At 45.3% G+C, this 14777-nt stretch carries 9 protein-coding genes and 1 riboswitch; of the genes, 7 read left to right on the top strand and 2 right to left on the bottom strand.

Annotated elements, in window-relative coordinates:
• The first annotated feature begins 60 nt into the window (after positions 1 to 60).
• The gene (locus COP04_RS16190; protein WP_100488973.1) at positions 61 to 1803 is read left to right on the top strand and encodes a phospho-sugar mutase; all 1743 of its coding nucleotides are present in this window, start codon (positions 61 to 63) and stop codon (positions 1801 to 1803) included.
• A gap of 219 nt (positions 1804 to 2022) precedes the next feature.
• Complete coding sequence (locus COP04_RS16185) at positions 2023 to 3600, top strand: peptide chain release factor 3 (protein WP_100488972.1); 1578 nt, start codon at positions 2023 to 2025, stop codon at positions 3598 to 3600.
• Positions 3601 to 3679: 79 nt separating this feature from the next.
• On the opposite strand, the gene COP04_RS16180 is transcribed toward COP04_RS16185, so the two are convergent.
• Both COP04_RS16180 and metE read right to left on the bottom strand, forming a co-directional pair.
• Entirely contained in the window at positions 3680 to 4174 is a 495-nt protein-coding gene (locus tag COP04_RS16180; RefSeq protein WP_100488971.1) for an N-acetyltransferase, read from the bottom strand.
• A gap of 88 nt (positions 4175 to 4262) precedes the next feature.
• Positions 4263 to 6569, bottom strand: a complete 2307-nt coding sequence (gene metE / locus COP04_RS16175) for a 5-methyltetrahydropteroyltriglutamate--homocysteine S-methyltransferase (protein WP_100488970.1) — start codon at positions 6567 to 6569, stop codon at positions 4263 to 4265.
• Between the two features lie 95 nt (positions 6570 to 6664).
• Positions 6665 to 6782: riboswitch (SAM riboswitch) on the bottom strand.
• A 418-nt stretch (positions 6783 to 7200) separates the two neighbouring features.
• On the opposite strand from metE, the gene COP04_RS16170 reads away from it, so the two are divergent.
• The 5 genes from COP04_RS16170 to COP04_RS16150 all read left to right on the top strand — a co-directional run bounded on the left by COP04_RS16170 (position 7201) and on the right by COP04_RS16150 (position 14767).
• Positions 7201 to 8487, top strand: a complete 1287-nt coding sequence (locus COP04_RS16170) for a globin-coupled sensor protein (protein WP_100488969.1) — start codon at positions 7201 to 7203, stop codon at positions 8485 to 8487.
• 240 nt (positions 8488 to 8727) lie between these two features.
• Entirely contained in the window at positions 8728 to 9693 is a 966-nt protein-coding gene (locus COP04_RS16165) for an AAA family ATPase (protein WP_100488968.1), read from the top strand.
• Positions 9694 to 9767: 74 nt separating this feature from the next.
• Complete coding sequence (locus tag COP04_RS16160; RefSeq protein ID WP_162297116.1) at positions 9768 to 10874, top strand: DUF58 domain-containing protein; 1107 nt, start codon at positions 9768 to 9770, stop codon at positions 10872 to 10874.
• Between the two features lies 1 nt (position 10875).
• The gene (locus tag COP04_RS16155; protein ID WP_100488966.1) at positions 10876 to 13170 is read left to right on the top strand and encodes a DUF4129 domain-containing transglutaminase family protein; all 2295 of its coding nucleotides are present in this window, start codon (positions 10876 to 10878) and stop codon (positions 13168 to 13170) included.
• A 181-nt stretch (positions 13171 to 13351) separates the two neighbouring features.
• A complete protein-coding gene (locus tag COP04_RS16150; protein ID WP_100488965.1) occupies positions 13352 to 14767 on the top strand; it encodes a SpoVR family protein in 1416 nt (471 codons plus the stop codon).
• The last annotated feature ends 10 nt before the right edge of the window (positions 14768 to 14777 follow it).

The raw sequence follows: 14777 nt of genomic DNA, 5'->3' as shown, positions 1-14777 counted from the left end.
TTGTTATATAATAGATAATAGGTAAGTGGGAAAGAACGTTAAGCAAATGGGGTGAAAGCTATGAGCTGGAAAACAGTTTATGAGAAATGGCAGGCTGATGAAGGACTGGATCAGGATTTGAAAAAACAGCTTGACGCGATTGCCGGAGATCCGGCCAAACTGGAAGACTGCTTTTACAAAAATCTGGAATTCGGTACAGGCGGTATGCGCGGTGAAATTGGACCGGGAACAAACCGGCTCAACATTTACACGGTCAGGAAGGCCTCGGAAGGGCTGGCAAGATATATTCTCAGCTCCGGTGAAGAGGCTGTAAAACGAGGTGTCGTGATTGCTCATGATCCGCGCCATTTTTCCGCTGAATTTACTTTGGAAGCTGCAAAAACGCTGGGTGCGCACGGGATCAAAACGTTTATCTTTGATTCACTGCGCCCGACACCGGTTCTTTCATTTGCGGTGCGTTATCTGCACACTTTTTCGGGCATTGTGATCACGGCGAGCCACAATCCGCCGCAATATAATGGCTATAAAGTTTACGACGAGTTCGGCGGCCAGCTTCCTCCAGCTGAAGCGGACGAAGTGATTAAGTTTGTTGGCTCTGTTGAGGATGAGCTGACAGTAAAAGTCGGTGACGAACAGGCATTGAAGGCAGAAGGGCTGCTCCAGATTATCGGCAAGGATGTGGACGACGCCTATCAGGAAAATCTGAAGAAATTGTCCTTGAATCCAGACATCATTAAAAAAGTCGGATCGAATCTAAAAATCGTCTTTACACCACTGCATGGATCAAGCTACCATCCGATCGTCAACGGCTTGAAAAACTGGGGATTCACGAATGTCACGGTCGTTAAGGAACAGGCGGAACCGGATCCGGAGTTTTCAACTGTGAAATCCCCGAATCCTGAGGAACACACCGCTTTTAAAATAGCGATTGACTATGGAAAAAAACTGGATGCCGATATTCTTCTTGGCACAGATCCTGACTCAGACCGACTCGGTGTCGCAGTAAAAGATGAACAGGGAGAATATACTGTTTTGACCGGCAACCAGACAGGGGCAGTCCTTCTGGATTATCTGCTTACGCAGCGTAAAGAAAAAGGAACGCTGCCGGAGAACGGCATCGTGGTTAAAACGATCGTAACATCGGAAATCGGCCGCACGATTGCTGCAGCATTTGGTATTCCGACTGTTGATACGCTGACAGGTTTCAAGTTCATCGGAGAAAAAATTCATGAATATGAGTTAACCGGTGCACATACTTTTCTATTTGGCTATGAAGAAAGCTACGGCTGCCTGATCGGTTCGTTTGTCCGCGACAAAGATGCGGTCCAGGCTGCGGTGTTTGCTGCGGAAGTGGCTGCCTATTATAAGTCAAAGGGCAAATCAATCTATGATGCACTTCAGGATATTTATGAAAAGTATGGTTATTTTGAAGAGGGGCTTGAATCGCTGACACTGAAGGGGATTCAGGGTAAAGAAGAAATTGATTCGATTCTGAACGACTTCAGAGATCATCCGCCGGTTCAGGTTTCCGGTGTAGCTGTTGACGTGATTGAAGACTATGAAAAATCCGTCACTACAAATGTAAAGTCCGGCAGCAAGACTGCAATCACTTTGCCGGTATCCAATGTCCTGAAGTACAAACTGGATGATGGCTCGTGGTTCTGCCTGCGTCCGTCCGGCACAGAGCCGAAAATCAAGTTCTACTTTGGTGTTCAAGGCAAAGATGCAGCCGATCGTGACACGAAATTCGCTGCTTTGAAAACAGAAGTTATGGATCGTGTGCACGGGCTTGTAAGCAAATGAATGATATACGTGCGGGCGTTGGTTTCGATGTTCCTGCACATTATTCTTTATTTTTGTTTATAATATGAATAGATTCTAAGAAGGGCATTCGCGTGTGAAAGTGGCTCGGTTGTTCAGACGGAAGTTTTCTTGTCCGGCTGAAAAAAGCAGCGGATGCCCTTTTCTTGGGTAAAATGAATATTAAATCGTTTGTCTGACGAGCAAGTTCGGGAGGAAAAAATGAATAAGTTACAACAGGAAATAGAAAGACGGCGTACATTCGCAATTATCTCTCATCCGGATGCCGGGAAGACGACGCTGACGGAAAAACTGCTTGTTTTGGGTGGGGCCATCCGCACAGCAGGCGCTGTTAAATCGAGAAAAGCGGAGAAATTTGCCACATCGGACTGGATGGAGCTTGAAAAAAAGAGAGGTATTTCAGTCACTTCCAGTGTGATGCAATTTGAATATAATGGTTACAAAATTAATATTTTGGACACTCCCGGACACCAGGATTTCAGTGAAGACACATACCGGACACTGATGGCTGTGGATAGCGTGGTCATGATCATTGATGCGGCAAAAGGCGTGGAACCGCAGACCATCAAGTTGTTTAAAGTCTGCCGTGATCGCGGCATTCCAATTTTTACTTTTATCAACAAACTGGATCGCCAGGGCCGGGATCCACTGGAACTATTCGAAGAGATCGAGAATGTGCTTGGTATTGAGTCTTATCCGATCAACTATCCGATTGGCATGGGTCAGTCGTTCCGCGGGGTTTACGACAGGCAGGAGCATAAAATCGAATGGTACAATGAGAAGCGTGAGCGCCAGGTTCAGGAATTGGGGGAGGTCGACGAACTTCCCGATATTCTTAAGGGAACTGTTGACGATTACACACTCAGCCAGCTTGAAGAAAATCTGATGTTGCTCGATGAAGCGGGCAGCACCTACGACTTTGAAGCCGTTAAGGCAGGAAAACAGACACCGGTTTTCTTTGGAAGCGCGATTTCAAGTTTCGGCGTGCCGACTTTTCTGGAGCATTATCTCAAGATGGCTCCGGATCCGCAGCCGAGAAAATCGAGCGCAGACATTATCCAGCCGGATGATCCGCGTTTCTCGGGATTTATTTTTAAAATCCAGGCCAATATGAATCCGGCGCACCGTGATCGCATTGCTTTTCTCCGGATTGTCTCCGGAGCATTTGAAAAGGGAATGAACGTTTATCTCGACCGTACGGGCAAGCAACTAAAACTTGCTCAGCCGCAGCAGTTTTTTGCCGACAGCCGCGAGTTGATCGACGACGCCTATCCGGGCGACATTGTCGGGCTTTACGATACCGGATTCTATCAAATCGGCGACACGGTCTGTGATGAAAAGGATACATTCAATTTCGGCGCGCTCCCACAGTTCTCACCTGAACATTTTGCCAAGGTGCGCGCAAAAAATGCGATGAAACAGAAACATTTTCTGAAGGGTGTCAGCCAGCTCGCCCAGGAAGGTGCCATTCAGGTTTACAAAACGCCTTATGAGGAAACGATACTTGGTGTAGTTGGTCCACTGCAGTTTGATGTATTTGTTTACAGGATGCAGGCTGAATACGGTGTGGATCTGGATATCGAGCGAATGCCGCACCAGATTGCCAAATGGATCGCAGATCGTGATGACGCCGAAGAGCTGCGCCGTAATTCGAATAATCTCGTAGTGACCGATTATAAAGACCGGCCGGTGATCATCTTTGAAAATGATTTCTCGCTGCGCTGGTTCCAGCAGAAGAACCCGAAGATTGAACTGCGGGATTCGAGTCATAATATGTGAATATAGAGCAGAAGAGGTAGAGCGAGAAAGCCCTATCTCTTCTGCTTTTTAATTACAAAAGACAGAGAACTACATTAGTTTAAAAATAATCAGGGATCTTACAGTCAGAAGAAGGGGTATCTTTTGTTTGTGAATAGTACATGCAGATACTTTCTTTATATTTTTGCCGGGAGCGGGGGAGTGCATTAAAGCCTAACTTGTTGTAAAATTGTGCTCCAATATCGCTATATAAGAAAAAATCATCGCAAGCATCCTGCTTTGTCAAAATACTAATTACAGTTTTAACAAGTTCAGTTGCATTTCCCGCTTTTCGACAATAACCTACCGTGGCTATTGAACCAATTCCTCTGATTACTGTTTGATCGTGAAGATCGAGTTTATATACAATGAGTGAACTGAGCAATCTATTTGTCCCTAGCTCCGTCAGAACGTACCATTCTCCTTGCTTATACTTGACTGAATGTCTGCAAATTTCCAGATATTCATTGGGTGCCGAATGATTGGACCAGACGTCATATCCCATCATATAAATCGTATCCATCTCCTTACTTTCTGCTTTTCTGACACGATGCATATTCTGTCCTCCTTGTAATTAAAAGATTGATCCCATCACAACTAGAAAGAGCCGTGGCAATGCCACGGCTCTTCCGGATAATATTTTTTTATTTTTCAACTATGTCTCCGAGTTCGGCGCGGACTTCTTGAGCGGCTTCAACCATGTTTTTTAATGCCGGAATGGCTTCTTCCGGCCGGCGGGTTTTCAGGCCGCAGTCCGGATTGATCCAGAAGATTTTCGGATCCAGTACTTTCAGTGCCCGTTCGGCGTAGGATTTCATTTCGTCAACGCTCGGGATACGCGGGCTGTGGATGTCGTATACACCCAGACCAATTCCTTTTTTATACTTGAATGCTTCAAAAGTTGATATCATTTCACCGTGGCTGCGGGCGCCTTCAATCGAAATGACATCGGTATCCAGCGCATCGATAGCTTCGATGATTTCATCGAACTCTGAATAGCACATATGCGTATGAATCTGGGTATCATTATTGACAGATGAAGTAGTCAGGCGGAATGCGTAGATGGCACTGTGCAGATAATCGGCCTTTTTTTCTTCCTTCAGCGGGAGACCTTCACGCAGCGCCGGTTCGTCGACCTGAATCATTCGAATGTCCGCTTCTTCAAGCGAATGGATTTCTTTTTTCAGTGCAAGTGCGATTTGGTTAAACACGTCGGCTTGGTTGATATCATTGCGAACAAATGACCAATTATAGATCGTGACAGGGCCCGTCAGCATGCCTTTGACCGGTTTTTTGGTCAGCGACTGGGCGTAGGCACTTTCTCCAACGGTTATCGGCGAGTTCCATGCGACATCTCCGAATATCAGCGGTGGCTTTACACAGCGTGAACCATAGGATTGTACCCAGCCGAAACGGGTGAATGCGAATCCGGCCAGTTTTTCACCGAAGTATTCTACCATATCGTTCCGCTCAAATTCTCCGTGAACAAGCACATCAATGCCGATATCTTCCTGAATACTGATCCACTTGGCCGTTTCATCTTTTATAAACTGGTCATACTGTTTTTTCGTCCATTCGCCTGTTCGCAGATTGCGGCGGGCCTGGCGGACTTCTTTTGTCTGCGGGAAGCTTCCGATTGTGGTCGTCGGCAGCAGTGGCAACTGAAATGCGTCTTGCTGGATCTGCTGCCGCAGCTTGTAGGAACCCGGGCGTGACGGCAGATCGCTGTCAAGCTGATCCAGCTCTTTCCGGACATCTTTATTGTTACGGTGGGCCGACTGCTGAAGTGCATCAAGGTCCCTGCCGGACTTTTCTATAATAGTTGTGATGTTTTCTTTGCCCTCATTCAGTCCTTTTGCCAGAGCCACTGCTTCCGCCAGTTTCTGATCGGCAAACGAGAGTGCGTTTTTCAGGACAGGGTCCAGTTCCTTCTCGTTCTCGATTGTGACGGGGACATGAAGCAGGCTGGAAGATGGGGTAATCCAGAGTTTATCTTTTCCCCCGACAGTGGCGAGCAAACTTTCAAGTTCATCAAAAGTTGCGGCAAGATCTGTTTTCCAGATGTTGCGTCCGTCGATCACACCGGCTGCGAGCACTTTATCTTGGGGAAAGCCATAAGCTTTGATTGCCTCAAGATTGGCTTTTTTGCCATAAACAAAATCGAGACCGATGCCGTCAATCGGTAATTTTACAACTTCTTTATAGTCATCGACCGCTTCGAAATAAGTCTGCAGCAGCAGTTTCAGACCCGGAACGCCTTCTTTGAATGCCTGATAGACTTTCTGAAAAACGGCGAGATCATCGGGCGTCAGCGTCTTTACTAAAATTGGTTCATCAATCTGCACCCATTCAGCTCCGGCATTTTTCAATTCACTGAAGATCTGAATGTAAAGTGGAATCAGTGAATCCAGCAGAGTCTGAAAGTGTTCCTGATCATAGCCCTTGGAAAGCTTCAGCAAAGTTACAGGTCCGACAATGACCGGTTTCGAGGTGATTCCCAATTCTTCCTTCGCCTCATTGAACAGCGCGAGCAGCCTGTTTGATGTTATATGAGGTTGGGTTTCATTACTGATTTCAGGAACGATGTAGTGATAGTTTGTATCGAACCACTTTGTCATTTCCGACGCTTCCGTTTCTTTATTGCCGCGGGCAATTGAAAAGTAGGTCTCAAGTGAAATTTCCTTTTCGTCTTTGTTGAATCGTTCAGGAATCAGTCCGAACAGAACGGCGGTATCCAGCACATGATCGTAAAGGCTGAAATCGCCGACCGGTATGAGATCCACACCGACTTCCCTTTGCTTTTTCAGATAATTGAGCCTCAGATTTTTCACGGTCTTCAAAAATTTGTCCTTTGAAATCTTTGCGGCCCAGAACTGCTCGAGAGCCTTCTTCCATTCTCTTTTTTCGCCGATTCTTGGATAACCAAGATTTGAACTCAGCACTTTTGCCATTTTTCTCCATCCTCCTGTTTATCAGTGATCATCTCTGAGGGGCAAAAATAAAAGCCTCTCTATTCGTTAGAGAGGCTTGATCGATCATCCGCACCCTCTTATTTTTCAAAGCCGCCAAATTTGGAAGCTTTGCTGGAATTAGCACCTTTTTCATAAAAATTGAAAGGTTGCCGGGCTTCATAGGGCCAGTCCCTCCGCCACTCTTAATAAGAGTCAACAAAAACACCATTTTTAAGTTAAAAAGAGTTTATCATGAATCCGTTTGTTCGTCAATTTAATTTAAGAAGGTTGCAATGGCTATTAAGTCAATCCACTTTTATGCCGATAAATAAGTGGTATTCTTTAAAAACATTAAAGCGGTAAAAAATTTATCCGCGTATTTAAGGACTAAAGGGGATATTATTATAGTAAACCTCTTCCTGAGGAGAATTTTAAGTGAAAGTATCTGTTTCCGGAAGCAGGGCAGGGTCCATAGGTAATAGAGCCACAGAAATTTTGCAACAGTCATTCGTAGATTGCACATTCAAATCAGTAAATGTGAAATGCTTGGATCTGTTCATCCGGGCATATCAATGTCTCAGGAGCAATGTTTAAAAATCTTTCGGCATAAAAAGAAAGCAGGCAGATAAGCATGGTTTTTAGTGTTAAGAAAGGGCCGGGTATGAGCTGGCTTGAGAAAGCAAAATCTGAAAGAACTTCAATCACTGTTGATGATCCGAAAATAATGGACAAGCTTAAAATGCTAGATTTAACTGTTTCCGATTTGCAGCTGCTTAAAACATTACAGCCTTTTGTAAAAAAAGAAATCAACCAGATTGCAAAAGACTTTTATTCCAGTTTCTATCAGATCGATGAACTTCGAGAAATTATTGATCGTTACAGTTCGGTAGAGAAACTGAGTCAGACACTCGCCGTCCATGTCATGGATTTCTTTTCCGGGGTTATTGATGACTCCTTCCTTGAAAGAAGGGTCCGCGTTGGGAAAATGCATTATAAAATAGCTTTGACCCCGTCGTACTACATGGGCACCTTTCAGAACCTTCAGTCAAGCTTAGTTCAGATTGTATTTCGTCTGACAGTGGAGCCTGCCGCGGCAGAGCGGATGATCTGCGCAATAAATAAAATGATCAGTTTGGAGCAACAAATTGTTCTTGAAGTTTATGAGGCGGAATATGCCGAAAATCTGAAGAAAGAGTATGAAGAAGGACGTGAGGATCTGAGATCGGCAATCAGGCAGGTCAGCAGCGATCTGACGCAATTGTCAGCGCAAACCCATGATTCTGTCCATGATTTGCTTAATCATTTCTCACATGTCAGAGAAACAGTGCATCAAAGCAGTGAAGAAGCCGAAAGGGCCAAAGGACAGGCATCGGGCGGTAAGATTCAGCTGAAACAGCTTTTTTCTCAAGTTAATGATGCCAGCCGTTCGGTCAGAGAAATGGGGGAAATGGTTCAGAATCTGGAAAGTTCTTCACAGGAAATCGGAAGGGTGACCGGCCTTGTCAAAGATATCTCCGAACAGACAAATATCCTTGCTTTGAACTCCGCAATCGAGGCGGCAAGAGCAGGTGAATACGGAAAGGGCTTCACAATCGTGTCTCAGGAGATCAGAAAACTGGCTGAGGAAACAAATAAAGCGATGGCACAGATTTCCGACCTGACTGCCCATTCAGCCGATGTAACGGTTAATGTCGTTGGATCGCTGACCAAGACAACAGCAATCATTGAAAAAGGAATGGCAGAATCAAAGCAAACCGGCCAGAAATTTGAGGATATTATTAAATCAGTTGATAAGAACAGTGCACTGTCCGGTGAAATTGATCAATATATGGATGTCATGGCAGGAGTTGCGGAGAAACTTGGCCAAGGGACAGAAACACTGACAGATGCCGCAAACCAGCTAATGGAGAAGTTGTAACGGCCGACTATCAAAACATAATAGACTGAAAATAGCGGAATCATGCGAATAATATGATCGTGTGGTTCTTTTTTCTTTGGTATATTCTGAGTTTCAAATTTTTATCAGCTTTGTGAAACTTTGGAATTAATGAAAAAATAGTAAAACCAGTTTATTGGCATTAAAAATATCATTTTTGTACAATGAAATTAGAAATTAAAGATTTAATAGTCAGATATTATTAAGAAGTGAGGAAGCGCTATGAAACAAAGTCTTGCTGCGAATCAGTTGATTGAAGACATGATCAATAATGTAGAAACAGTCATTGTCGGGAAAAGAAAGATTATCCGGCTGATCACCGTCGCGCTGCTCGCCGGCGGGCATGTACTCATAGAAGATGTCCCGGGAGTGGGGAAGACGGTACTTGTCCGCGCAATCGCTCAATCAATAGGCGCTGATTTTAAACGCATTCAATTTACACCGGATCTACTTCCTTCGGATATTACGGGACTGTCCATTTTCAATCAGAAAAGCGGAGAATTTGAATTCAGGCCGGGCCCGCTGATGGGTAATGTGATACTTGCCGATGAGATTAACCGGACTTCGCCGAAAACACAGTCTGCACTGCTCGAGGGTATGGCAGAGCGGCGGGTTACAGTGGATGGGGTGACGCGGTCTCTGCCTGAATTATTTTTCGTCATGGCGACTCAGAATCCGATCGAGTACGAGGGGACTTATTCGCTCCCGGAGGCACAGCTGGACCGATTCCTGTTGAAATTGTCGATGGGCTATCCCAGCAGGGAAAATGAGCTTGCGATTCTGGACAGGATGTCGGGTGAAAATCAACTGGCTGGTGTCAAACCTGTACTGACTACTTCCGATATACTTGAGCTTCGTCAACTGGTGGCACACGTTTATGCATCAGACAGTGTAAAAAATTATTTGCTCGATATTGTCGTTGCGACAAGGAAGCAGCCAATGATCTATCTAGGTGTGAGCCCGAGGGGGGCGCTTGATTTATTGAAAGCCTCGCGTGCCTATGCTTTCATTGATCAACGGGATTACGTCACCCCCGATGATGTTAAAGCCGTTGCGCCATTTGTGCTCGCACATCGAATCGTAATGAGACAAAGTACGGCTAATTCGGAATTTACTGCACAATCGGTGATCCGGGAGCTCATTGAACAGATTGATGTCCCCATCCTTTCGAGTGAAATGATCAAATGAGTCACATTTCTTCATTGTTTCGCTATCAACGACGCAGCATACTCAGGCTAGGGATTGTAATAGCGGTCTTTGGGTTGATGTTTTATTTTGCGATGGTCCAGGGCGGCTTTGTCAGTTGGTTTATCTTTTATGCGTTTCTTCCTGTGATGCTCTACATAATCTTTTTGGCAGTCTATCCGCTTCGATGGATCGAAGCATCGAGGGTAGTTGAAAATGGGCAAATATTTGCAGGGGATACGCTGCGGACACAGCTTATTTTAAAAAAAAGATTACTCATTCCTTTTTTCCTAGTCACAGCCCGTGAAGATACAGAGTATGGAGAAGGTGCTGTATTCCATGCTTCATCTTCCGGCCTATCTGTCTGGCTGGGGCGAAAAGCCTCTTTTTCCTGTTCTATTGCAGACATGAAGCGGGGGAAATATGCTCTCTCTTCCATCAAATTAAAAATAGAAGATCCATTTGGCTTTTACCGGAAAACAGTTAATTTGCCGTGCAGCAGTGACATTCTCGTCTATCCCAAAATGCAGCCCATCAATCTTTCAGAGGGTCAGGCAGGCAATAATACTTTCCGCTTTTCGGCAAATGACGCCGATCTTTCTCAATTCAACGGTGTCCGAGCTTATCAGCCGAGCGACAGGCTGTCTTGGCTTGACTGGAAATCGACAGCTAAAATCAATCAATTAGTGACAAAACAATACGAACCTGAAGGAGAGCCTCGGGCTTCCGTTGTTTATATTTCAGATGAAGCTTGTTCACAGAACATCTTTGAGCGGAGCATTTCTTATACGGCATCCCTTGTCAAAACCCTCCTTCAAAAAGATTATACAGTTCAGCTGACTTGCAGCCGTACGAAAAAAGCATTGATTCTTCACCGAAAAAATTTAAAAGAACTGACGGAAGCTTATCGGATTCTCGCTGAACTGACAAAAGAGGATGCATTGAAAAGCAGTGATTTCCCAATCTCAATCCGTAAGAAAACAACGGCTTTTGCCGTAAGTACCGATTCCAAAATTTTTGAACAGCTGACCACGGGCGCACGCTCCTCCCGTCAGGTTCAAACCCTTTTCTATGTGACTGATGATCCGGAAAAAGAGGGCATGGCTCATTACCTTTCGCCTTTCTTTTCACTTTATCTTGTTGCCGGTGACGACTTCAGGCAGATTCTGAAGGCGGGGAACTAATATGCAGAGTATTTCAAATAAATGGCTCCGTGCAGCCATCTTCTGTCTGGCTGTTTTTATGTTATGGGAATGCGTCAAACCTGTGCTTGTGCTGACCATTCTAAATAATCACCTGCTGCTTCTTTTGTTCATTATAGTTCCCATGCTGCTGTTTTATTTTCGTGTGCCCGGATGGCTCAACGCGCTGGCGGGTGTCATGCTGATCAGCAACGGTATTCATTTTTATTTTTACAGAAATGAGCCGATATTCAGCCGCAGCTGGATTCTCTCTGCGACAGGTGAGATTTATAGAAACGCGCTGCTGGTTTGGCGGGGGGATCTCGGGAAACTATCTGATTTATTCAGTGCCTTTCTTTTTTTTGTGCTGCTATGGCTGATTTGTTTTACGCTGTGGCACTGGCTGAAAACAGGCCGCTTTTATCTGCTTTTTTTCCTTGCAGTCGCCAGTCTTAGCCTTGTTGACACATTTACATTTTATAAAACAGGGCCATCGATTGTCATCGTGATTTTGACAGGATTGCTGATACTGGGTATCCAGAGATTTATTGAGATGCGGGGCAACACGCCGACAAATCAAAGAGGACAATCTTTCGGATATTGGACTTCTATCGTTGTCCTTGCCGCCCTGTTATTGTTTCTAGGTTTCTCCGGCCCTAAGCCCGGGCCGCAGTGGCCCAGCCCGATTGCATTTCTGCAAAACAAGGGATTACAAGGTTTTAATGCGGGCGGTTCATTTTTTTCCGCCGGCCAGCGGATTGGCTATGATTCGGATGACTCGAATCTTGGCGGCTCTATAGGAATGGACGCAACGGTCTTGTTCACCGCACATGTGAGTGGCGGATCAAGCTATTGGCGCGTTGCTTCAAAAGATACTTATACTGGAAAAGGCTGGGCATCCGGCGGCACCAACACTATTCCACTGACACAACCTTCAAGCGAAAGTGCTCTTACCTTGTATGAAGGCAGCACAAAAGTAACAGAGGAAACAGCGTCAGTTTCTTTTTTCAAGGCGAGTCCTCCGATTTTACCTTATGTGGGGCAACTGACGGCGATAAGCGTCCCGGGGGGGAAGCTGAGTCTGAATCAGGAAGCCGGACAAGTGCTGACAAAGAAAGAGCAGCCGGCAAAATCCGAGCAAATCAGCTATTTTGAACCGACTTTCCAGGTTTCGGCTCTGCGGAAGGTCACATCGGGAAATGACCCGATTCAAATCCGCAATCTGGATCTGCAGCTGCCGAAAGAGCTTCCAAATCGTGTGCGCACACTTGCTGGTCATATCATGGCAGGTCAAGGCAATAGATATGACCAGGTGATGGCGGTGGTCAGATATTTGAAGTCTTCCAGATTTAGCTATTCGACCAACCGAGTGCCGCGTCCCGCCAAGAATCAGGACTATGTGGATCAGTTCCTGTTTGATTCTCATGTCGGCTACTGCGATAACTTTTCAACGTCCATGGTTGTCCTACTGAGGTCTGAAGGCATTCCCGCCCGCTGGGTGAAGGGATTTTCAAGTGGTACTTATATGGGAGAGTCCGAGGACAGAGTAGGCGGTAAAAGAGTGTTACGGTCCGTTTATGAAATCAGAAACGCTGACGCGCATTCATGGGTCGAAGTTTATTTTCCGGGCAGCGGATGGGTAAGCTTCGACCCGACACCGACCTTTACGGATCCAGGCCAGTTTGCAAGTGCGGCGCAGGGAAACGGAAAGGCTGCATCGATCAGTACAAACAAAAATGCGGGACAAAACGCATCCACCGGTGGGGGACAGAATCAGCAGCGTCAACAGCAGTCACAGGCAAAGCCCCCCCAGAGTAATAACGCAACAAGGGCGAACCAGCAGCAGGTCAAAACAAAGACCGGTGACGTGAGAAGGATGTCGCATAGGAATGGCCCGGAAAAACCGGGCTGGAAATTTTTTCCCATGATTGTCTGTATTGTGCTTGCAATGGCTGCCATTCTGGTATTTCTGACACGGATCAGATGGCTGACTGCACTTTATGCAAAAAAGCAGGCCAAAATGGTTGTAAAAGATAAAAAATCGTTCATGAATGCCTACGCCAATTTGTTCCGTCTTTTAGGGCTAAACGGCTTGCACCGCAGGAAAACACAGACACTGCGTGAATTTTCTGAAATAGTGGATCATCAGTTTCTCGGAAATGATCTGTCAGAACTGACCGGATACTATGAGCGGCTTGCCTACTCGGATCAATTTACCCTTTCAGAAAATGAAAAAATTAAAATAGGCAATCTGATCGGACACCTCGTTATAAAGCTGGCTGATGGAAGAAAGAAATAACGGGATAAACATTTAATATAGAGATGGAGGCTTGAGTGATCTTATTATTTAAGGTTACTCAAGCTTTTTCTTTAACACATGCCGTATGCCACTGACGGTTTTAATATGCAGGGCAGCTTCATAAGATAAAAAGAAAACAGCTGCTGAGAAGAAATCGGTTTGGAAAGGATGCTGGGCGCTAATGAAAAACGAGGAGCTCAAAGCACTGGAAAGATCAATTGATGAAATTACCGAAATAGCAGAAGGTTTCGGCCTTGACTTTTACCCCATGCGCTATGAAATCTGTCCGGCAGAAATCATTTATACTTTCGGAGCTTACGGAATGCCGACCCGCTTCTCCCACTGGAGTTTCGGCAAACAGTTTTACAAAATGAAGATGCAGTATGATCTGGGCTTGAGTAAAATCTATGAGCTTGTTATTAATTCGGATCCCTGTTATGCATTCCTGCTGAATACGAATAGCTTAATTCAGAATAAAATGATTGTAGCCCACGTGCTGGCTCATTGCGATTTTTTCAAAAATAATGTCCGATTCGTCAACACACGCCGGGATATGGTTGAAAGCATGAGTGCGACAGCCGAACGGATTCACCAGTATGAAGAGCAGCATGGAAGAAAAAAAGTAGAGAAGTTTATCGATGCCGTTCTGGCCATTCAGGAACATGTGGATCCGCGCATTATACGGAAGGGTGACTGGCTTGATAATAAGCCGGGAAAACCGGTAAAAAAGAAAAAGCGGCCATTATCTGCCTATCAGGATCTCCTGAATCTTGATGAAAAAGCCGAGACCCGGCAGGAGGAAATTAAAGAGAAATTTCCTAAAAGGCCGGAGAAGGACTTGTTGTTTTTTATCGAAGAATACAGTAGGAAACTGGAAAACTGGCAGCGTGATATATTAACCATGCTCAGGGAAGAGATGCTTTATTTTTGGCCGCAACTTGAAACAAAAATAATGAATGAAGGATGGGCTTCATTCTGGCATGCCAGGATTATGCGTGAACTGGATCTGACATCTGGTGAGGCTGTCGAATTTGCAAAACTAAATGCCCAGGTGGTTCAGCCTTCGCATCAGAACATTAATCCGTATTACCTCGGTCTCAAAATTTATGAAGACATTGAAGAAAAGTATAATCATCCGAGCGAAGAGATGATTAAAATGGGCATAAAGGAAGGATCAGGCCGTGAAAAAATGTTTGAAGTCCGTGAACTTGAATCCGACCAGTCATTTATCCGAAATTATCTGAGCAAAGATCTGGTTCAGCACGAAGATCTTTTTCTGTTTGAGAAAAAAGGGGAAAATTATACGATTACAGATAAGGACTGGAAAAACGTGCGGGATCAGCTTGTCTCGATGCGGGTCAACGGAGGTTTTCCATATATTGTTGTGGAGGATGGAGACTACCGGGGCAATGGAGAACTGCTCCTCAAGCACAGGTATGAAGGCATTGAACTGGATGTCCGTGATATGGAAGGCGTGCTGACCTATCTGGTCCAGCTTTGGGGCCGACCGGTTCATCTACAGACAATCATTGATGAACACCCGACATTGTTCAGCTGCGAGAATGGCGAAGTCCGGCGCAAAAGATTGGAAGAATAACAAGTTTTAA

Origin of the sequence: Sporolactobacillus pectinivorans, assembly GCF_002802965.1 — a bacterium.
GTDB classification, from domain to species: Bacteria; Bacillota; Bacilli; order Bacillales; family Sporolactobacillaceae; genus Sporolactobacillus; species Sporolactobacillus pectinivorans.
Note: the sequence above shows the minus strand (reverse complement) of the source record. Positions and strands in the feature narration are given on the sequence as shown.

Coding starts and splice junctions, on each gene's coding strand:
- COP04_RS16190 (WP_100488973.1), top strand. CDS start 61: ATGAGCTGGAAAACAGTTTATGAGAAATGGCAGGCTGATGAAGGACTG.
- COP04_RS16185 (WP_100488972.1), top strand. CDS start 2,023: ATGAATAAGTTACAACAGGAAATAGAAAGACGGCGTACATTCGCAATT.
- COP04_RS16180 (WP_100488971.1), bottom strand. CDS start 4,174: ATGCATCGTGTCAGAAAAGCAGAAAGTAAGGAGATGGATACGATTTAT.
- metE (WP_100488970.1), bottom strand. CDS start 6,569: ATGGCAAAAGTGCTGAGTTCAAATCTTGGTTATCCAAGAATCGGCGAA.
- COP04_RS16170 (WP_100488969.1), top strand. CDS start 7,201: ATGGTTTTTAGTGTTAAGAAAGGGCCGGGTATGAGCTGGCTTGAGAAA.
- COP04_RS16165 (WP_100488968.1), top strand. CDS start 8,728: ATGAAACAAAGTCTTGCTGCGAATCAGTTGATTGAAGACATGATCAAT.
- COP04_RS16155 (WP_100488966.1), top strand. CDS start 10,876: ATGCAGAGTATTTCAAATAAATGGCTCCGTGCAGCCATCTTCTGTCTG.
- COP04_RS16150 (WP_100488965.1), top strand. CDS start 13,352: ATGAAAAACGAGGAGCTCAAAGCACTGGAAAGATCAATTGATGAAATT.